We start from the raw sequence: 19,257 nt of genomic DNA, 5'->3' as shown, positions 1-19,257 counted from the left end.
CCAGAGCGTTCTGCGGGTCCTCACACGTCATCCGGTCGCCCCGCACAACGGCCTTGGCTGCTCCAGGATCACGATGCCCATTCAGGCCCGCCATGCCGTGGGGGACAACCCCTGCAAACCGTTCCCCCTTCCACCCCGGCACCCTATGCTGTCGGGCCGAAGGATGCAGGAACAGTGACGGCCGTGACCGCCCGGATCCGGCTCCGGGCCCAGTCCAGGAAGGGGCGGGCAATTGCGACATGGCCTGATCCGGCACCGCGCCCGCCTCCCGCAGCGAGATGAAACCACCAGGAAGGGCGATCGGTCGCGGCGTCCACATATCGCGCCCGCCATGCCATCGCCCTCCGATCATTCGGCCAGCGGCGATCCCTGGCGGACGACGCGGCCAAAGGGAACACCTGCCCGACGCGCGCCCCTCGCCATGGCGAAGACGTCGGCGCGGATCATGTGGGGGGCCAGGGCCCGCCACATCCGCCGCTCCGGTCGTCCCACAGCCTGCCCCAGGCATCCGGCCATCGGGTCCCCCCCTCCGTCCAGGCCATCGCCTGCCCATTTTCTTGTTCCAAATACCTCGGGGGCACGGGGGCAGAGCCCCCGTTCGGGCCAAGGGCCCGACCCGGCCCGGCCCGATCTCCCCCAGGATGCCCGTCCCGCACGCACGCCCCGCAGCCCGCCGCAAGGCCCGGGCGCGATAATGATGCAGGACAGATGTGTGTTCCGGGAAACGCCGGGTACCGGTTTTTGCATGGCTGGGCGGTTGACTTTGCAAGAGACGGGCGGCCAGCGCCGGCTGGCGAATAATTAGTCCATTGATTTGATTAATGAATCGCGATTTCGTGGGATGGAACGTTGGCATGCCATGGTGTGCTGAGAAAATATACTTAGTTTCAAAGATATAAGAGTCGAATGGCATGGGTTGCCCTTCCTGGGGGGCTGGTTCAGATACCGCTAACAGCCTTTCAACTTTCTGATCCAGGACAGCGCCATGCCTCCCAAGATCCCTCTCAGCCGAAGACGTTTCCTTGAAACCTCCGCCCTGGCCCTGCTGCTGGCATCGCGCCCGCTTGCAGGCTTTGCGCAGGAGGCCCTGGATGCGGATGCCTTCATGACCCTGTCGCGATTTGCCACCGGGCATGCGGCGCTGGACACCGGGGTCGGGCAGGGGTTGCTGGCTGGCCTGCGCGCGGCGCATCCCGATTTCGACAGCCAGGCACTGGCGCTGGCGGCGCGGATCTCGGCGGATCAGCCCGCCGATGTCGAGGCCCTGGCCGCCAACCTGCCCGAGGAAGGCGCGCTGCGCGACACGCTGCTGGCGATCATCCACGGCTGGTATTGCGGCGTCACCGCCGAGGGCAGCCATGCCACGGTCTATGCCTTCGACAAGGCACTGATGTACCAGCCGCCGCGCGATGCGGTGCCGGTGCCGACCTATGCCCTGAACGGCCCGAACTGGTGGACCGCCGCGCCGCCGGCGCTGTCCGACATGCCCAGCTTCTGAAGAGACCTCATGACACATTCCATCACCCGGCGCCTGGCGGCGCCCGTCGTGCTGGGGCTGAGCCTTCTGGCTGGTCCGGCGCTGGCCCAGGACATGACCCCGGGCGCCTATGTCGCCACTGCGGCCGACTGTGCCGCCTGCCACACCGCCCAGGGCGGCAAGCCCTTTGCCGGCGGCTATGCGATCAATTCCCCGATGGGGGTGATCACCTCGTCGAACATCACCCCGTCGAAGGCCTATGGCATCGGCAGCTACACGCTGCAGGAATTCGAGAGGGCCGTGCGGCAAGGTGTGGCCAAGGACGGCACGCATCTTTATCCGGCGATGCCCTATCCGGCCTATGCGAAGATCAGCGATGCCGACATGGCGGCGCTTTACGACTACTTCATGCATGACGTGAAGGCTGTCGACGAACCGGCCCCGGAAACCAGGCTGCCCTTCCCGTTCTCGCAACGCTGGGCGATGATCGGCTGGAACGCGCTGTTTGCCGGGGGCAAGCCGCTGCCGGACGAGGCCGGCCAGTCCGCCGCCTGGAACCGTGGCCGCTACCTGGTCGAGGGGCCGGCGCATTGCGGCACCTGCCATACGCCGCGCAACGTGCTGATGGGCTCGGACAAGGGTCGCCTGCTGGCGGGCGGCATGGTCGGGGCCTGGTATGCGCCCAACCTGACCCCCGGTGCCGGGGGCCTGAAAGACTGGTCCGACCAGGAGATCGCCGAGTACCTGAAGACCGGCGTCGCGGCCCATGCGCGTGCCTCGGGTCCCATGGCCGAAGCGGTCGAGCACAGCCTGCAGCATCTCAGCGATGACGACATCGCCGCCATGGTCACGTATCTGCGCAGCGTGCCCGCCCAGGATACCGCCCCGGTTGCCGCCAGCAAGGCGCAGCCTGCGGCCTTTGTGCCGGCCGATCACGCCGACAACCGCAGCCGACACCTGCTGCAACCTGCCGCCGGCGGATCCGAACTCTATGAGACCGCCTGTGCCTCGTGCCACGGCCTGAAGGGCGAGGGCTCGGCCGACGGGACCTATCCGGCGCTGGCCGGCAACCTGACGCTTGATCCGGGGCAGACCGACAACCTGGTCTCGACCATCCTGCATGGCGTCACCCGCGAGGTCGACGGCAAGCGCACGCTGATGCCGGGCTTCGGCCCCGACAGCCTGGTGCAGAAACTTGACGATGCGCAGATCGCGCAGCTGGCAAGCTACGTCCAGGACGCCTTCGGCAAGGGATCCGCAGGGGTCACGGCCGCGGACGTGCAGACGCTGCGCACCGGTGGCCCGGTGGCCCCCCTGGTGCGGCTGGCCTCGCCGCAGATCATGATCGCGGGCGCCGTGGCGGCGCTGGTGATCCTGGCCCTGCTGGTGGTCCTGCTGCTGCGCCGCCGTCGCCGCATGGCGCGCTGATCGCCGCCTGATCCCATCCGGTCGGGGGCCTGCCCCCGATCCCCCCTTCCGCGCATCGCCCCTTTGGTGATGCAGCCCCGAAAGGACTTTCCATGTCACAGGACACCCTGAGCGCCGATGTCGTCATCGCCGGTGCCGGTATCTGCGGCGGCCTTCTTGCGCTGGACCTGACCCGCGCCGGTCTTTCCGTCATCCTGCTGGATGCAGGCCCCCGCTACGACCGCGACCAGATCGTGCAGAACTGGCGCTACATGCCGCCCGCCAACAAGGCAGGCTTTGACTATGCCACGCCCTATCCGACCGTTCCCTGGGCGCCGCACACCAACTTCTTCCCCGACAACGGCTATCTGAAGACGACCGGCCCCGATGCCACGGCCTACCGGCAGGGCATCATCAAGGGCGTCGGCGGCACCACCTGGCACTGGGCGGCCTCGTGCTGGCGCTACCTGCCCTCGGATTTCGAGATGCAGAGCCGTTACGGCGTCGGCCGCGACTTCGCCATCACCTATGACGAGCTGGAGCCCTACTATTACAAGGCCGAGGTCGAGATGGGCGTCATGGGCCCGAACGGCCAGCAGATCACGCCCTCGGCGCCGCGTGCCCAGCCCTGGCCGATGACCTCGATGCCCTATGGCTACGGCGACCGCCGCTTTACCGAGGTGGTCTCGAAGCTGGGCTTCGACAACACGCCGGTGCCGCAGGGGCGCAACTCGCAGCCCTATGACGGGCGGCCGCAATGCTGCGGCAACAACAACTGCATGCCGATCTGCCCGATCGGGGCGATGTACAACGGCATCTATTCCGTCGAGAAGGCCGAGGCCCTTGGCGCCAGGGTGATCCCGAACGCCGTGGTCTACCGCATCGACACCGATGCGCAGAACAACATCACCGCCTTCCACTTCTACGATCCCGACAAGAACAGCACCAAGGTCACCGCCAAGCGCTTCGTGATCTCGGCCAACGGGATCGAGACGCCGAAGCTGCTGCTGCTGGCGGCCAATGACCGCAACCCCAACGGCATCGCCAACTCCTCCGACATGGTGGGGCGGAACATGATGGACCACCCCGGGATCTCGATGTCCTTCGTGGCCGAGGAACCGATCTGGGCAGGGCAGGGTTCGGTGCAGATGTCCTCGATCACCAATTTCCGCGATGGCGACTGGCGCGGCGAACATTCGGCGATCCAGATCGGCTACAACAACACGGCGCAGACCTCGAAGGGGGGGATGAAGGCGCTGGCCACCGGCAAGGTCGGCAAGGCGCTGGACGAAGAGATCCGCCGCCGCGCCGCCTGCGGGGTCGACATCTATGTCAACCACGAGACCCTCGCGGATCCGAACAACCGCCTGACGCTGTCGAAGGACCGCAAGGACAGCCTCGGCCTGCCAATGCCCGATGTCTATTACGATGTGGGCGACTACGTGCGCCGGGCTGCCGTGACCTCTCGTCAGCATCTGCGCGACATTGCTGCGGCCTTCGGTGGCACCGAGGTCGAGATGTCGGATTACTTCACCCCGAACAACCACATCTGCGGCGGCACGATCATGGGTCATGATCCCGCCGACAGCGTGGTGGACAGCTGGTGCCGGACCCATGACCACCAGAACCTGTTCCTGGCCACCGGCGGCGCCATGGCGGCGGCGGGCACGGTCAACGCGACGCTGACCATGGCGGCGCTGTCGCTGCGCGCGGCCGAGGCGATCCGCAAGGACCTGCAGGCAGGCTGATCCGGCTTTCGCCGGAGGGGATCGGGCGCGGCGGGAAGACCCGGCGCGCCCTTTTGCCGTTCGCCTGCGCCGAGGTGGTTTCGGTGGTGCGCCCTGCCATCCTGCGGGCGCCGCTTTTCCGGGATCCGCAGGATGCGCCTGGGACAATGGGGCGTGCGTTGGGTGGCAGGGTTGCCATCGGTTGGGGCAGTCAGATTGGCCGTGCCGGGTGGCCTTGCCGTCCCAAAGCCGCGCCGGACCAGGGCCGATGGCCGGTGGGCGTCCGATGGCCTGCCTCCGCTGCCCCAGGGGCCGGGGCGCGCGACGGCAGAACGCCTTCCCGTCCATTATCGGCACGCGTTCAGCAGGCGGCCCGGGTGTCGCCGCAAGTCGGGGGGCGGGCACCGGATCGGCCAGGCTCGTGCCATTTGTCGATGCAGTGGCAGGCCGATGGGAGCGCCATGCGAAGACGCGGGTGCAGGGTCTTGCAGCAGCCTTTGGTGGCAGGCCATACGGCCTCCACGGGGCGCGCCGTTGCGATCCCGATAGGGGGACGGGGTCGCGCGGCCGGTCCATGACATGCCAAACGGGCGCGCCTGCCTGAGACGATGCGACGGTCCGCCTGCCTGCGCAATCGTACGTTCTTCAGCGCGATCCCTGTCCCAAGCGACAACGGCCATCCGAACGGGACAGATCGCGAACCGGTCCGGCCCCTGGATCCCGGGCCGGACCGGTCCCGGACAGGGATCGGGGATCAGACCGGCGGGATGGCGCCGGGGTGCTGGATCACCTGCCCGGAAACGGCGATCGCGCGCCGGGCGGCCTCGGCCGGGGCCAGGCCCTGCAACCGCGCCGCCAGGTAGCCGCCGTTGAAGCCGTCGCCGGCCCCGGTGGCATCCACCACCGCAGGCACCGCCGGCACCGCAACCGCAAGCGGGCCTTCGGGCAGCGCCAGCCGGACCGGGTTGGCACCGTCCTTGACCACGATCTCGGCCGCAGGGCCCGCCAGCGCCGCATAGCGGGCGCAGGTCGCCACGGGATCGGCATCGCCGAAATGGCGCGCCTCGTCGTCGAAGCTGGGCAGCACGATGTCGCATAGCGCGGCCGCGCCTTCGATCTGGCGGCGCAGGGTGGCGGCGTCTTCCCACAGGGCGGGGCGGATGTTGGGATCAAAGGCCAGCCGGGCCCCGGCCTGGCGGGCGCGGGTCAGGGCCGCCAGCAGCCGCAGCCGGGCCTCGGGCGACAGGATCGCCAGGGTGATGCCCGAGAAATACAGCATCTGCGCCCCCGCGAAGGCCTGTTCCAGCCGCTGCGGATCCTCGGCCATCAGCCGCGCGGCCGAACGGTCGCGCCAATAGGTGAAATGCCGGTCGCCGTCCTTTTGCTCGATCATGTAAAGGCCCGGGCGCCGGTCGGGCAGGCGCAGGATGTGATCGGTGCCGATGCCGCCTGCCTGCAGGAAGGCAGCCATGCGATCGGACATCGTATCGGTGCCGATGGCGGTGAAATAGCCCACCGGCAGATCCGTTCCCAGTTGCCGGCGCGCATGCCAGGCGGTGTTCAGCGTGTCCCCGGCAAAGCCCTGCCGGTACAGGCCGTTCTCTCCGCCCGACAGTTCCACCATGCATTCGCCGATGGCCAGTAGTCCGCTCACAGCACCGCTCCGATCTTCCAGGGCACGAATTCGTTGTCACCATATCCGAAGTCCTCCGAGACGGTATGCCGCCCCGAGGCCGTGTCCAGCAGCAGGTCGTAGATCCGCTGCCCCATCTCGGCCAGCGAGGTTCCGGTTTCGACGATGCCGCCGCAGTCGATGTCGATGTCTTCGGGCATGGAACGGGCCAGTTCGCTGTTCGAGGCCAGCTTGATCGAAGGGGTGGGCTTGGCGCCGAAACACGATCCCCGCCCGGTGGTGAAGGCCACCAGATTGGCGCCTGCGGCCACCTGGCCTGTCGCGGCGACGGGATCGTAGCCGGGGCTGTCCATGTAGACAAAGCCGGGGCGGTCAATGCGTTCGGCATAGGCATAGGCGCCCGCCAGCGGCGACAGCCCGCCCTTGGCCACCGCGCCCAGGGATTTCTCGAGGATGGTGGTCAGGCCGCCCTTCTTGTTGCCGGGCGAGGGGTTGTTGTCCAGCGAGGCCCCGTTGCGTTCGGCATAGGCGCGCCACCAGTCGATCATGTCCCGGATCCGGCCGCCGGTCCGGGCATCGGCGCGGGCGATCAGCAGGTGTTCGGCGCCGAAGATCTCGGGGGTTTCCGACAGGATCGAGGTCCCCCCGGCGGCCACCAGCATGTCCGAGGCCACCCCGAGCGCGGGGTTCGCGGTGATCCCGGAAAACCCGTCGGAGCCGCCGCATTGCATCCCCAGCACCAGCTTCGACACCGGCTGTTCGCTGCGGCGGTCTTCATTGGCCGCGGCGGCGATGGGCGCCAACAGCTCCAGCGCGCGGCGCACGGCCGAACGCGATCCGCCGACCTCCTGGATGTTGAAGGTCTTGACGCGGTCGCGGGTCCAGTCGGTGGGCTTGTAGAGGGTCAGCTGGTTGACCTCGCAGCCCAGTCCCACGATCAGCACGCCGCCGAAATTCGGATGGTCGCGATAGCCCTTGAGGGTGCGCACCAGCGCCTCGAACCCCTCGCCCTGGTTGGCCATGCCGCAGCCCTGGTCGTGGACGATCGGGGCAAAGCCGTCGATGCCGGGATATTTCGGCAGCAGGGTGCGGTTGGCCTCGGCGGCGATGGCGTCGCAGACGGTGCTGGAACAGTTGACCGAAGCCATGATGCCGATGAAGTTGCGGGTGCCGGCGCGGCCGTCGGGGCGCGCATAGCCCATGAAGGTGGTCCGGGTGGGCGCGGCAGGCAGCGTGCCCTTGATGGCCGCCTGGTCGGAATGGCCCTGGGGCAGGGCGCAGTTCTGCACATGGACATGGGCCCCCAGGGCGATGTCGCAGGAGGCCACGGCCATGATCTGGCCGTATTTCACCACCGGATCCCCGGCGGCCATGGCGCGGCGCGCAATCTTGTGGCCGCGCGGGATCGCCTCGGCTGCTGTCAGCCCGTCGCGGGTTTCCCCGGGGGCCATGTCGCTCAGGACCACGGCGACAGTGTCGGCGGGATCGAGGATCATCAGGTCGCGTGCGGACATTTCAGCCCTCCCTGGCTATGATGTCATCGAGGATCGGTGCCGGGTAGCCGGGCGCGGCCAGGCGCACCCAGGTCAGGAAGGCGGCGATCCGGCGGTCGACCTTCTGGGCATGGTTCTGCGCGATATCGGCAATCCGGTGGTCAAGGAACGGGTTGGCGAAGCGTTCCAGCGTGGTCGCAAGATAGGCCCGCGCCTTGTCTTCCAGGCCACGGATGGCAAAGCCGGGGATCACCTCGGCCGCCATCAGCGCACGCATCTGCGCGCCCACGGGGCCGTTCAGCAGGTCGCGCACGATGGCGTCCGGCGGGGCGCCGGCCTGCTGCCAGAACGACACCATCGCGGTATGGCCCAGGTTCAGGATGTGCAGCTTCAGCCGCTCGGTCTCTTCCAGCGAGGGCACGATGCGGATCGCGGGGTGGTCGGTCGGGGCCTGCAGGCCGGGCTGCGCCTCGATCGCCCACAGGGCATAGGGCTCGGCCACGGCGCCCGCGGGCTCCAGCGGCGCCGAGACGATGCGGTCCACCAGGCTGTTGGCCCAGGTGCAGCGGCTCAGCCAGTCGATCAGCGCGGTGTCGGCGCCGCCCGCGCTGGCGATCTGCATCACCCGCGCGCGCAGCACGGCGCCGTTGTCGGGCACCAGCTCCATCGGGAAGATCGCGAGGGGGGCGCGGCCGGCGCGCTGGCGTGCTGCCAGCAGGTGGAACAGCTTGGCCGGATAGCTTTGCGCCTGCGAGGGGCCGGGATCGGCATCGGCGGGGCGCGGCGCAAAGCCGCTGTCGCCGGTGTTCGACACGATGACCTCGGCCTCTTCGGTGATGACGCGCTCCAGCTCGGCCCAGTCGGTGGCGGTGGACAGGGCGCGCTTGATGCAATGCACGCGGCGCTCCTCGTCCAGGGTGCGGCCCTCTTGCAGGCCGCGCAGGCGCACCGGATAGCCGCCCGGCGCCGCCAGTGCCGCCAGCCGCCCGGCCCGGGCCGGATCGCCCGAACTTTGCACCACGGTGACGGCGCGGGCCGGAGTGCCCTCGGACAGGAACAGATCGGCATGGGCCTGCAGGAACCGCGAGGTGCCGAACTGCACGATGGGGGTGCGAAGGGCCGTCATGCTCAGAGCTCGATCAGCGCCTTGACCACGGTGCCGCGATCCCCGGCCCAGGCCGCCAGATCCGCGACCGCGCCGCCCAGGGTGGTGCGGTGGGTGCCGATCTTGTCGACGGGCACCAGGCCGCGGGCCATGCAATCCATGACATGTTCGAAATCGACCTTCAGCGCATTGCGGCTGCCCATCAGCGTGGTCTCGCGCTTGTGGAACTCGGGATCCGAGAAGACCAGATCGCCCTTGACCAGCGACAAGAGCACATAGGTGCCGCCCTGGGCCAGAAAGCGCAGGCCGGCATTCATCGCCTGGATGTTGCCGGTGGCGTCGAACACGGTGTCAAAGATCGCATCGCCCGCATCCTGGACCAATTCGCAGGTGGCTTCGGGCACAATGGCCTGCGCCAGGGCCAGCCGTTCGGGCGAGGTGTCGCGCAGCGTCACCCGGGCCCCGGCGATATGGGCGAAAAGCGCCGCGCCGACGCCGATCGGACCGGCGCCGACGATCAGCGCATCCGACCCCTTGCTCAGTGCCGAGCGGCGCACGCCATGGGCGCCGATGGCCAGAAATTCCACCATCGCCGCCGCCTGCGGCGTCAGTCCGCGGGCCGGATAGAGGTTCTGCTGCGGCACCACGATTTCCTCGCACATGCCGCCGTCGGTATGCACGCCCAGCACGGCGATGTTTTCACAGCAGTTGGGCTTGCCGATGCTGCAGGCATGGCAGCTGCCGCAGGTCAGGTAGGGGTTCACCACCACCAGATCGCCGGCCTGGATGCGGCCGTCATCGGACGGCTCCTGCGCGATGGCCGACAGTTCGTGGCCCATGACGCGCGGATAGGCCAGATAGGGCTGGTTGCCGCCGAAGATATGGTAGTCGGTGCCGCAGATCCCGATGGCCTGCACCTTCAGGCGCACATGTCCGGGCTTGGCGGCCGGACGGGGGCGTTCGGTCACGCTCAGCTTGCCGGGCGCTTCGCACAAAAGCGCCTTCATCAGGGTCTCGGTCATAGGGTCCTCCATCGACTGCGAGGCGTTCCTGCCTCCAATAGTCTTTTAACAATAAAAAACATTGAGCGTCGGATTCCAAGTCCCTATTTTTGAAATTGCGATCCCGCCGGGGGTCGGAGAAAAGGGGCCATGTCGCGCAGCAACCAGACTTTCAAGCGGGCGGTGAATGCCGCCCTGGACCGGTTCGAACGGATCGAGCCCGGCGCGCCCCTGGGATCCGAGGCCGCGCTGGCCGCGGCCCTGGGGGCCAGCCGCACCACGGTGCGCAACGTGCTGGAACACCTGCACGCGCAGGGCATCATCGCCTGGCAGGGCCGCGAAAAACGCCTGTGCCGCCGCCCGGGCCCCGACGACCGTTTCGATGCCGCCGAGGTCGTCACACCGCTGCAGCAGGCCGAACAGGCCTTTCTGGAATGGATCCTGCACGCGGACCATGCGCCGGGGTCCTCGCTGCGCGAGACCGAGATCGCCCGCGCCATCGGGGCCTCGATCCCGATCGTGCATGAGTTGATGTTGCGATTCGCTCCGTTGGGGCTGTTTACAAGGGATTCGGGGCAGGGCTGGATCTTTGGCGGGGTGACGCGGCGCTTTGCCGAGGAGCTGTGCGAGATGCGCGCCCTGGTCGAGGGGCAGGCCTTTGCGCGGCTTCTGCAGGCCGGGCCCGGCAGTGCCGAATGGCAGGCCATGCAGGATATGGAACGCCGCCATATCGCGCTTTATGCCCAGGATGATGCCGCCATGGCGCGGTTTCCGGCGCTGGATGCCGCCTTTCACCGGGTGATCTGCGCGGCGGCCCACAACCGCTTTTTCGACGGCTTTTCCCAGCAGATCGCGCTGGTGGTGCACTACCATTACCGCTGGAACAAACGCGACGAGGCGCTGCGCAACCGCGCCGCCATCGCCGAGCATCTGGCGGTCATCCGCGCCGTGCTGACCGGCGATACGGCGGGCGCCGAGGCGGCCTTTGCGGCCCATCTGGCGACGGCCCGCGAGACCCTTCTGGCCTCTGTCATCGCCGACTGAACGCCGCTTTCCTGCACGTCCAGGCTGCATTGGCCCAACCACAGGCTTGACGTCGGCGCGAATCTTTGGTCCTTTGGTCCAACCAAACGAGGGCAGGAGGAGCCGCGTCGTGGAGGAGCCGACCATGAAGACCGCGGGGGTGAAAACCACCGTCGAGGACATTCGCGACACGCTGCGCCAGGAAATCGCCCAGGGCTTCCGGCCCGGCGACATGCTGCCCAACGAACGCGAACTGGCCGAGCGCTTCGACGTGTCGCGCAACACCATCCGCGAGGTGATGATCCACCTCGAGGCCCTCATGCTGATCGAGAAGACCCGCCGTGGCGCGAAGGTGCGCGAGGCGGATTTCAAGGTGATGTTCTCGGAGTTGACGCAGTTCTTCGACACATCGGCGCGCAGCTTCACCGATGTGCTGAACTTTCGCCGCATCAACGAAACCGGGGCCGTGCCGCTGATGGTCTGCCATGTCACCGAGGCACAGATTGCCGCCCTGCATGCGGTGAACGAACGCATGGCGCAGGCGCTGACGGTGCGCGATGCGGCGCAGGCGGATTACGATTTCCATCTGGGGCTGGTCGATGCGGCTGCCAACAGCGTGCTCAGCCGGATGTACCGGGTGCTGGCGACACCGCTGCAATATTACCTCGAGGTCGGCAAGTCGCAGAATGCCGATACCGAGACCGCGCGCCGTCAGCACGGCGCGATCCTGACCGCGCTGGAGGCGCGCGATCCAACGGCGCTGAGCCGCGCCATGTCGATGCATTTCCAGCATTCCAGCGACGTGCTGGCGCAATGGCTGCAGGCCCGGGAGATGGGCGGAGCGCTCTCGCTCTGGCCGGTGGGCAGCTAGGAAGGCCCCGGGTCCAGGCCCGGGCACAGGGATGATCCAAGGGAGGAAACCATGAAGATCACACGCAGAACTCTGCTGGCGACAGGGGCCGCGGCTTCGGCGCTGCTGGCCACGCCGGCGCTGGCCGCAGGCACCGTCAAGGTCCGCGTCGCCTACGAGAACAACCCCGGCGAACCCGTCGATACCGTGATGTCGCACTGGGCCGATCTGGTGAAGGCTGCCTCGGACGGCAAGGTCGAGCTGCAGCTGTTCCCGTCGTCGCAGCTGGGCGCCAAGAAGGACGTGATCGAACAGGCGATGCTGGGCGTCAACGTCATCACCATCGCCGACGTGGGCTTCCTGACGGATTACGATCCCGATCTGGGCATCCTGTTCGGGCCCTATCTGGCCGACAATGTCGATGACCTCTTCAAGATCTACCAGTCCGACTGGTTCAAGAAGAAAGAGGCCGAGCTGCAGCAGAAGGGCATCCACATCGTCATCTCGAACTACCTCTACGGCACCCGGCAGCTGCTGGCGACGAAGAAGGTCGAGACCCCCGATGACCTGAAGGGGATGAAGATCCGCACGCCCAACAACATCATGCAGATCAAAGCCATCGAGGCGATGGGCGGCACGCCCACCCCGATGCCGCTGGGCGATGTCTATGCCGCGCTGGCGCAGGGCACCATCGACGGGGTCGAGAACCCTCTGTCGGTGCTCTATGGCCAGAAGCTCTATGAGCAGGCCAAGGAGCTGTCGATGATCTCCTACCTGCAGAACACCTCGCTGTGGCTGGGCGGGCAGGCCTATTTCGATACGCTCGATCCCAAGGTCGTGCAGATGCTGCACGACACCGGCTTCCAGGCCGGGGTGTTCAGCCAGAAGGTCGCACGCGACGAGGATGCCAGGATCCTCGAAAAGATGAAGGAGGCCGGTGTCAAGGTCACGACCCCGGACCTGGCGCCGTTCAAGGCCGCCGCCAAGAAGGTCTATACCGAGTTCCCCGACTGGACGCCGGGCCTTTACGACCAGATCGAGGCCCAGCTGAAAAGCTGAGGCCCAACGGGGAGCGCGGCCCGGCCGCGCCCCCCTTCCTGACGTTTTTGCCGGAGTTTCACCATGAAACGCCTTTTCACGGCGCTCAACCTGCTGGGCGGGCTGATCGTGCTTGCCCTGGTGGCGATTACCGTGGCCGCAGTGGTGGCCCGCTACCTGCTGGGGACCCCCCTGCAATGGACCGAGGAAATGTCGGGCCTGCTGATGGTCTGGATCGTCTTCATCGGCGCCATCGCCTGCGAGCTGGACGACGCCCATCTGAACATCGACGTGGTGACCATCGCGCTGCCCAGGCGGCTGCAGGTGGCGCTGGCGGCGCTGGTCGGGGCGGTCTCGGTCGGGCTGCTGGGCTGGATGGCCTGGCTGGGGTATGACCTGGCCGCCCGCACGGCCTTCAAGAAGACCCAGATCCTGGGGATTTCCTGGTTCTGGCTGGACATCGCGGTGACGGTGGGCGCCTGCGGCGTGGCGATCATCGCGGCGGTGCGGGTCCTGGCGATCCTGCGCGGCAAATCCACGAACCTGCTCGAAGAATAAGAGGCCGTGATGGACTGGATCCTGATCATTCCGCTGATGTTCCTGCTGTTTGCGCTGAACATGCGGATCTACCTGGCGATGTTCGCCGCCATCCTGTGCTACTTCATCTTCTTCGCGCAGATGCCGATGCAGCTGGTGGTGCAGCGCCTGATGGCGCCGACGCAGAATTCGTCGCTGCTGGCCATTCCGTTCTTCATCCTGCTGGGCACGCTGCTGGGCCAGACCGGGATCGCCGCGCGGCTGCTGCGGGTCGCCGACCTGCTGGTGGGGCGGATGACCGGGGGGCTGGGGCATACCAATGTCATGCTCTCGACGCTGATGGGGGGGCTGTCGGCCTCGAACCTGGCGGATGCGGCGATGATGTGCCGGATGCTGGTGCCGGACATGATCAAGCAGGGCTATTCGCGCGGCACCGCCGCCGCGATCACCGCCGCCTCGTCGCTGATCACCCCGATCCTGCCGCCGGGCATTGCGCTGATCATCTATGGTCTGGTGGCCGATGTCTCGATCGGCAAGATGTTCGTCGCGGGCATCCTGCCGGGCCTTCTGTGCGCGGTCTTCCTGCTGGTCACGGTCTATCTGGTGGCGCGCAAGCGCGGCTATCGCCCGTCGCGGGAAAAGGCCCCGACCCTGGCCGAGACCGGCACGACGATCTGGCAGGCCTGGCCCGCCATGCTGCTGATCTTCGTGATCATCGGCGGCATCCGCTTTGGGGTCTTCACCCCGACCGAGGCCGGCGCCATCGCGACCGTGGCCACCATCGTCATCGGCATGTTCGTCTACCGCGAGATGAAGCTGGGCAAGCTGATGTCGGCCTTCGGCCAGACGGCGCGGCAGACGGCGGCGGTGCTGCTGGTGATCATGATGTCCTCGGCCCTGGCCTGGATCTTTTCGCTGGAGCGCGCCGGCCAGTCGCTGGCCGAGCTGATCACGGCGATGACCACCAACCCCGAGGTCTTCCTGCTGATCGTCAACCTGCTGCTGCTGGTGCTGGGCATGTTCGTCGAGGGCAATGCCCTGCTGATCATCCTGGTGCCGCTGCTGAAACCGGTGGTGGTGCAGCTGGGCATCGACCCGGTGCATTTCGGCATCGTGATGATCCTGAACCTGGCAATCGGCACGCTGACGCCGCCGGTGGGCACGGTGATGCTGATGGTGTGCAACCTGACCAAGACCTCTTTCGGGGAATTCCTGCGCGAGGGCTGGCCCTTCCTGCTGGCGCTTCTGGCGGCGCTGCTGGTGGTGACCTTCGTGCCGTGGTTCTCTCTGGCGCTGATCTGACAGGGCGCTGCGGCGCAGGCGAAAGGGGGACCGGTGCGGCGGCATCGGTCCCCTTTGTCATGCCCCGGGGGCTGGTCCCGGGGCGCCCTAGTGGTCGCGCATGTCGGGCACCTTGCGGCCACGGTATTTCACCGTCAGCTCCAGCGGCACGTCGTTCTCGTCATAGATGCCGATCATCACGCCGCGCCGGCCCGACTTGCCGCGCATCGCCTTCAGCTGTTCGGCGCTGCGGGTGGTGCGCTGTGCGCTGCGCCGGGTCCAGCGGTGCAGCTTGTCGTACATCGCCGCGATGACCTCGGCATGGTCCGGGTCTTCGGCCAGGTCGCACAGCTCGTCCGGGTCGGTCTGCATGTCGAACAGCATCGGGCGGAAGCCGCCCTCGAAATGCACCAGCTTCCAGCGGCTGTCGGCGACCATGAAGATCACCGCCTCGCGCACGCTCAGCCCGAATTTCCCGGCCAGGGGCGAGGCCGAGTAATCGTATTCGCAGATCACGTAATCACGCCGCGTGTCGCGGGCCTCGCCGCGCAGCAGCGGCAGCAGGCTCTCGCCCTCAAGGATATGATCGGGCACGGCGGCACCGGTCGCCGCCACGAAGGTCGGCGCCAGGTCGATGCATTCCACCAGCGCCGCGCTGGTCGTGCCGCGCGTCGCATCGGCGGCGGGCGAGGGGTCGTAGATGATCATCGGCACCTTCACCGAGGCATTCTGGAAGAACATCTTTTCGCCCATCCAGTGATCGCCCAGGAAATCCCCGTGATCCGAGGTCACGACGATCATCGTGTCAGCCATCCGCCCGCTGTGCTCCAGATAGTCGAACAGCACGCCCATCTGGTCATCGCATTGCTTGATCAGGCCCATATAGGCCTGCACCACCGGGTCGCGGACCTCGGGGCGGGAAAAAGCCTTGCCCAGGCCGGTGTCCATGAAGGCGCGCAGCACCGGATGGGCATTGTCATATTCCGCCTGGCTGCGCACCGGCGGCAGGATATGCTCGGGCCCGTACATGTCGTGATAGGGCGCGGGCACCACATAGGGCCAGTGCGGCTTGATGAAGCTGAGGTGACAGCACCAGGGGCCGGCCTCTTTCATGCTTTCCATCCAGTCGATGGCGCGGCGGGTCAGATAGGGGGTCTCGCTGTCCTCTTCGGCGATGTTCGCGGGCTCGGACGCATTGCGCAGGAACCAGCCCGACAGCACGTCGCCTTCCGCACTGCGGCCGGAATTGGCGAAGTCGTGCCAGGGGTTGTCGCTGTCATAGCCCTTGGCACGCAGGTAGTCGTTGTAGCGCGCCGCGCCGCCTTCGTCATAGAACCCGTCCGGGCCTTCGGGGCGCATGCCATCGTCACGCTCGACCACGTCGAAACCACATTCCGCCACCCGCACGCCGATCAGGCTGTCGGGTTCGATGCCCAGGCGCGCCATGCCTTCGGCATCGGCGCGCATATGGGTCTTGCCGATCAGGTGACAGGACATGCCGGCGGCGCGCAGGTGATCGCCCATGGTCAGTTCGCCGACCTTCAGGGGAATGCCGTTCCACGAGGCGCCGTGGGAATGCACGTAGCGCCCGGTATAGGTCGACATGCGCGAGGACCCGCAGATCGGCGACTGGATGAAGGCGCGGTCAAAGCGCATGCCCATGGACGCCAGCCGGTCCAGATGCGGGGTCTTCAGATGCGGATGGCCATAACAGCTCAGATAGTCCCACCGCAGCTGGTCGAACATGATGAAAAGGATGTTGCGTACATCGCCCATGGGGCCCCTTTCGGCAGGTCACGCGGCCGAGGGCCGGGCCTGCGAGATATGGAAGTTCCAGGCGATGATGACATTCAGCACCACCGCCCCGACGAAGGACCAGATCACCCGGTCCAACGGCAAAAAGATCAGCGCCAGCGTGAACACCACCGCGTCAAAGCCCATCTGCACCCAGCCCGCCTTGAGGCCGGTCTTCTGTTCGATGATCAGCGCCAGGATGCCCAGCCCCCCGGCCGAGGCATTGTGGCGAAACAGCGCGATCAGCCCGATGCCACTGCAGCAGCCCGACAGGATGGCGGCCAGCGCGGGGGGCAGGGTTTCGTAGTGGATCCAGCCGCCCAGCAGCGGCGCGAGCACCGAAATCCCCAGCACGCAAACGGCGGTGCGGATCGCGAAGGCGCGCCCGCGCCGCTGCCAGGCCAGGCCCAGGAAGGGCAGGCTGACCAGCACGAACAGCGTCCCGAACCCCAGCGGCAGCAGATAGGACAACAGCACCGACAGCCCGGCGGTCTGCCCGGTGACCAGCCCCGCCGCCTTCAGAAAGCTGACGCCCAGGCTGGTCATCACCACACCAAAGGCCAGGCCCTGGGCATCGTAAAGCGAGATCGGGGATTTCAGGCTCATGTCAGAACTCCAGTGTCAGAAGGCCGGAAGGCGCGTAGATGTTCTGGAAATAGAACGGGCTGTCGTCGTTCAGCACGGTGCGGGCCTCGATGTGGAAGACCGGCAGGTCGGGCGTCAGGCCGAACATCGCGGCATGGCGCAGCGGCAGTGCCAGGGCCCCAACCCGCGTCAGCGGGCGCTTGGCGCGCTTGCCCAGAAGGCCCTCCAGATAGGTGCGCAGGTTGACGCCCTCAAGCTCGCTCAGGGCGATGTCGTCGATGTTGACCAGGCCGGTCGGCAGGAACATCTCGGCGCCGACATTGATGCCGTCGCCGGTCATCTGGCGGCGGATCACGGTATAGGGACCGGCGCCCAGATGGCTGCTCCAGGGGCCGGTGTCGTTGGTGCGCAGCACCTCGACGCGGGTCGCGGTGATGCGGTAGGGCTTGTCGGTGGCCGCCACCCGGAAGCGGAAGTGCCAGACATTGGGGCCGATCGGTTCGGCATCGGCCACCCGCGTACCGTCGCCGCGTCGCCGCACGATCAGCCCCAGGTCCTGCAGCTGACCAAGCGCGCTTTGCACCGTGCCCGGCGCCAGGGCCAGGCGCTGCGCCATTTCGGCCTCGGGGGGCAGGCGGTCGCCCGGCTTGACCGTGCCGTCCTGGATCAGCGCCATCAGGGCCAGACGCAACGCGCTGCGCTTGGTCTCGCGCGGGTTGCGGTCGCGCTCCTGCGAGAGCTTGTCCAGCAGCAGCAGGCAGAGGTCTGCCTCCTGGGTGTCGGTCTGGGTCATGCGGGCTTGGCCTCTTTGGATTTCCGGCCCGGCCAGACTGCGCGCACGATGACGGCAAGTGCAAGCAGCAGGAACACCAGGGCGACCGGACTTTCGAGGATTTTCAGCCCGTTGACCTGATAAAGCAGCAAGGCCTGACGCAGCGAGGTTTCGAACATGCCGCCCAGCAGGAAGCCGATGACGGTGCACACGATCGAGATCCCGGCCCGGTGGAACAGCATGCCCACCCCGGCAAAGACCAGCATCGTCGCGACATCCCAGATCGACTGGTTGGGCAGGTAGATGCCGAAGATGCAGAACATCAGCACCGGCGGCAGGATGATGCTGCGCGGCACCCGGGCGAATTGCACCCAAAGCGACAGCCCGGCACGCCCGATCACCAGATGCAGCAGGTTGGCAAAGATCATCGAGGCAAACAGCCCATAGACCAGATCGCCATGGGTCTGCAGCATGAAGGGCCCAGGCACGACGCCATGCATCACCAGCGCGCCGATCAGCAGCGCAGCCGAGATATTGCCCGGAATGCCCAGGGCGATGGTCGGGATCAGGCTGGAGCCGACGACGGCGCTGTTGGCGCTTTCGGTGGCAATGATGCCCTCGGGTTCGCCCTTGCCGAAGCGGTGTCCGTTCTTCGACCAGCGCTTGGCGGTGGAATAGGACAGGAAAGAGGCCATGGTGGTGCCCAACCCCGGCAGCATCCCGATCAGCGAGCCGGTCAGGGCGCCACGCAGCAGCGCCGGCCAGTACGAGAAGAACTCGCGCGCGCTCAGCACGCGGCCCTCTCTGGTGTCGCTCTGGTTGGCGGCGAAATCGTCCCGGGCGCGTCCGGTGGCCAGGTCCGAAACCTGCAGCACCACGGCCGACAGCGCCAGGGCCCCGATGGCCAGGGCCGACAGCGAAAACCCGTCGTCAAGGTTCACCTGGCCGAAGGTGAAGCGCGGCGTCGAGGAGACCGGATCAAGGCCGACGGTGGACAGGAAGATGCCGACAAAGATCGCCATGGCGTTCTTCAGGGGGCTGTCGCCCGCGATCCCCGAGATCAGCGCGAACGAGAACAGCAGCACGGCCGTGTATTCGACCGGCCCGAACTGCAGCGCGAAGATCGCGAAGGGCACGACCAGCACGACCAGCAGCACGTCCGAGATGCTGTCGCCGGTCACCGCCGAAAACAGCGAGAACTTCATGGCGCGGAAGGCTTCGCCGCGGCGGGCCATCGGGTAGCCGTCCCAGGCGGTGGCGGCGGCTTCGGGCGTGCCGGGAGAGTTCAGCAGGATCGCCGGGATCGCCCCGCCCGAGGTGCCCCCCTTGTTGACGCCCACCAGAAAGGCGATCGCGGCCAGGGGCGACAGATAGGCGGTCAGCGGGATCAGCACGGCCATGGCGGTGACCGCGCCCAGGCCCGGCAGCACGCCGATGATGATCCCCAGCACGATGCCGAAGGCGCTGAACATCAGGTTGACCGGCGAGAGGGCTGCCTGGAAGGCATGCAGGACGATGTCGAACATTCGGGGCC

General features: G+C 67.2%; 16 protein-coding genes. 8 read left to right on the top strand and 8 right to left on the bottom strand.

Translation table 11 applies throughout. The features are described 5' to 3' along the window. Positions 1–985: 985 nt before the first annotated feature. From AC2ITM_RS21870 to AC2ITM_RS21860, 3 genes are all read left to right on the top strand, one after another. The gene (locus AC2ITM_RS21870) at positions 986–1,498 is read left to right on the top strand and encodes a sugar dehydrogenase complex small subunit (RefSeq protein WP_486470319.1); all 513 of its coding nucleotides are present in this window, start codon (positions 986–988) and stop codon (positions 1,496–1,498) included. Positions 1,499–1,507: 9 nt separating this feature from the next. After that, positions 1,508–2,905: a c-type cytochrome gene (locus tag AC2ITM_RS21865; protein ID WP_486470318.1), complete on the top strand. Its 1,398-nt coding sequence runs from the start codon at positions 1,508–1,510 to the stop codon at positions 2,903–2,905. A 92-nt stretch (positions 2,906–2,997) separates the two neighbouring features. Then, positions 2,998–4,632: a GMC family oxidoreductase gene (locus tag AC2ITM_RS21860; RefSeq protein ID WP_486470317.1), complete on the top strand. Its 1,635-nt coding sequence runs from the start codon at positions 2,998–3,000 to the stop codon at positions 4,630–4,632. 733 nt (positions 4,633–5,365) lie between these two features. Here AC2ITM_RS21860 and AC2ITM_RS21855 read toward each other — a convergent pair. From AC2ITM_RS21855 to AC2ITM_RS21840, 4 genes are read right to left on the bottom strand one after another with little or no spacing between them, the layout of a single operon-like run. Further along, entirely contained in the window at positions 5,366–6,235 is an 870-nt protein-coding gene (locus tag AC2ITM_RS21855) for a sugar kinase (protein WP_486470451.1), read from the bottom strand. A 26-nt stretch (positions 6,236–6,261) separates the two neighbouring features. Beyond that, entirely contained in the window at positions 6,262–7,758 is a 1,497-nt protein-coding gene (locus tag AC2ITM_RS21850; protein ID WP_486470316.1) for a UxaA family hydrolase, read from the bottom strand. A 1-nt stretch (position 7,759) separates the two neighbouring features. After that, the gene (locus AC2ITM_RS21845; protein WP_486470315.1) at positions 7,760–8,863 is read right to left on the bottom strand and encodes a mannitol dehydrogenase family protein; all 1,104 of its coding nucleotides are present in this window, start codon (positions 8,861–8,863) and stop codon (positions 7,760–7,762) included. Positions 8,864–8,865: 2 nt separating this feature from the next. Further along, positions 8,866–9,864 carry a zinc-binding alcohol dehydrogenase family protein gene (locus AC2ITM_RS21840; protein ID WP_486470314.1) on the bottom strand — a complete coding sequence of 333 codons (999 nt, stop codon included), beginning with the start codon at positions 9,862–9,864 and terminating at the stop codon, positions 8,866–8,868. A 129-nt stretch (positions 9,865–9,993) separates the two neighbouring features. Between AC2ITM_RS21840 and AC2ITM_RS21835 the strand changes: the two genes are divergently transcribed. The 5 genes from AC2ITM_RS21835 to AC2ITM_RS21815 all read left to right on the top strand — a co-directional run bounded on the left by AC2ITM_RS21835 (position 9,994) and on the right by AC2ITM_RS21815 (position 14,593). Next, positions 9,994–10,887, top strand: a complete 894-nt coding sequence (locus AC2ITM_RS21835) for a GntR family transcriptional regulator (RefSeq protein WP_486470313.1) — start codon at positions 9,994–9,996, stop codon at positions 10,885–10,887. Positions 10,888–10,996: 109 nt separating this feature from the next. Continuing rightward, positions 10,997–11,737, top strand: coding sequence for a FadR/GntR family transcriptional regulator (locus tag AC2ITM_RS21830; protein WP_486470312.1), 741 nt, complete (start codon positions 10,997–10,999; stop codon positions 11,735–11,737). A gap of 51 nt (positions 11,738–11,788) precedes the next feature. Continuing rightward, the gene (locus AC2ITM_RS21825; protein ID WP_486470311.1) at positions 11,789–12,775 is read left to right on the top strand and encodes a C4-dicarboxylate TRAP transporter substrate-binding protein; all 987 of its coding nucleotides are present in this window, start codon (positions 11,789–11,791) and stop codon (positions 12,773–12,775) included. Positions 12,776–12,838: 63 nt separating this feature from the next. Next, on the top strand, positions 12,839–13,312 hold the full coding sequence (locus tag AC2ITM_RS21820) for a TRAP transporter small permease (protein WP_486470310.1): 474 nt from the start codon (positions 12,839–12,841) through the stop codon (positions 13,310–13,312). A gap of 9 nt (positions 13,313–13,321) precedes the next feature. After that, positions 13,322–14,593, top strand: a complete 1,272-nt coding sequence (locus AC2ITM_RS21815) for a TRAP transporter large permease (protein ID WP_486470309.1) — start codon at positions 13,322–13,324, stop codon at positions 14,591–14,593. A gap of 87 nt (positions 14,594–14,680) precedes the next feature. Here the strand turns inward: AC2ITM_RS21815 and AC2ITM_RS21810 are convergent, their stop codons facing one another. From AC2ITM_RS21810 to AC2ITM_RS21795, 4 genes are read right to left on the bottom strand one after another with little or no spacing between them, the layout of a single operon-like run. Continuing rightward, positions 14,681–16,348 (bottom strand): sulfatase-like hydrolase/transferase, encoded by a 1,668-nt coding sequence (locus AC2ITM_RS21810; RefSeq protein WP_486470308.1) that lies wholly within the window; start codon positions 16,346–16,348, stop codon positions 14,681–14,683. 18 nt (positions 16,349–16,366) lie between these two features. Beyond that, positions 16,367–16,972, bottom strand: coding sequence for a YitT family protein (locus AC2ITM_RS21805; RefSeq protein WP_486470307.1), 606 nt, complete (start codon positions 16,970–16,972; stop codon positions 16,367–16,369). A gap of 1 nt (position 16,973) precedes the next feature. Beyond that, positions 16,974–17,744, bottom strand: a complete 771-nt coding sequence (locus AC2ITM_RS21800; RefSeq protein WP_486470306.1) for a GntR family transcriptional regulator — start codon at positions 17,742–17,744, stop codon at positions 16,974–16,976. Then, entirely contained in the window at positions 17,741–19,249 is a 1,509-nt protein-coding gene (locus AC2ITM_RS21795) for a tripartite tricarboxylate transporter permease (RefSeq protein ID WP_486470305.1), read from the bottom strand. The genes AC2ITM_RS21800 and AC2ITM_RS21795 overlap by 4 nt, the downstream gene beginning before the upstream one ends. Positions 19,250–19,257: the final 8 nt, after the last annotated feature.

The sequence above is a fragment of the Pseudooceanicola sp. NS-SX9 genome, assembly GCF_057380705.1.
The sequence above is the reverse complement of the archived record's forward strand: the minus strand, read 5'-3'. Positions and strand labels throughout refer to the sequence as shown.